The following is a 1,048-nucleotide window of genomic DNA, read 5'->3' as shown; positions in this document are numbered from 1 at the left end:
CGCTTTGGTTTAACGCTACAAGAGGCAAAAAATCCACTTTCTGGTACCTATATAGGGCGGCTTTGTTTGCAAGGCGTGCTTACTCAAGAGCAATATGATGCCGCACAACAGTATATACAGATAAGAAACAACTATCTTTGTGCAAAAGGCTTGCCAAGCGCTATTTATGACGAAATGCCGTCCTCTTCTGATGATAAGGCAAGGGATAAATGGGTAGAATTTGCTACAGAGCAGTTTTTAAACATGCAAGAGGCACTAAAAGAAGCACAATGCCTTTATAGACAGTATAATTTATACGCAGCAATACAGTATCTTGTTGTAGAAGATCAAATGCTACCATATCTTGTGAGTTCGTTGCGTGTCGCTCTTAATGCAATTCATAAATAACTTTCATGATAAATACAGCAATAATAGATAATACAGTCATTATTGCGAATAAACATGCAGAAATCTTGAATTTAAAACGCCAAAGTAAACTAATCGGAATGGACATTATAGCGATGATAATGGTTACTATAAACGCTACTGTGAACCACTCGAATATGAACGCCTCTAATTGTTTGTTGCTTTTACCTCTATCATCACCAAACTCTGCTACAGTATCAATTCTACAATAACGCCTTTGCTCTTCAGTAGCATAACCAACAAGGCGAAAATTATCACCAAGGTCTGGTGACACATCCCCTATACAAGTACACTCGTTTTTTCTTTGATCATTTTTGTAAGGATTATAATCAACTACATAATCACTAGGGCTAGGCTTTGGTATTATTGATTTAGGACCATCCATACGATAGCATATTCCATTTTTTATCAGGTATCTAGGAGATGGACCATTTGGTAGCTTTGTACTTTGGTTTGCTAAAGTATAAGAGCTTGTTAAGAAAAATCCTTGGAATATTACTATTATTGATAGAGTAATCTTTTTAAGATGCGCTGTTAACATCAATTTTCTCTTTAGCTCATTGTTTAGCCCTCTCATATAACCGATTCACGTTAAATATATCAATATGTGTTATTTTGGTGTTGACAATGTGTTGCAAATCGT

The 1,048-nt window shown here is 35.8% G+C and carries 2 protein-coding genes; one reads left to right on the top strand and one right to left on the bottom strand.

Annotated elements, in window-relative coordinates:
- Window positions 1-387, top strand: a 387-nt coding sequence (locus AC0QT4_RS09240) for a hypothetical protein (protein ID WP_473201370.1), incomplete at its 5' end; no start/stop codon positions are given.
- Here AC0QT4_RS09240 and AC0QT4_RS09235 read toward each other — a convergent pair.
- Window positions 368-946 carry a hypothetical protein gene (locus AC0QT4_RS09235; RefSeq protein WP_473201369.1) on the bottom strand — a complete coding sequence of 193 codons (579 nt, stop codon included), beginning with the start codon at window positions 944-946 and terminating at the stop codon, window positions 368-370. The genes AC0QT4_RS09240 and AC0QT4_RS09235 overlap by 20 nt on opposite strands.
- Between the last annotated feature and the right edge of the window lie 102 nt (window positions 947-1,048).

The organism is Bartonella sp. EBT8, from assembly GCF_055796165.1.
The sequence above is the reverse complement of the archived record's forward strand: the minus strand, read 5'-3'. Positions and strand labels throughout refer to the sequence as shown.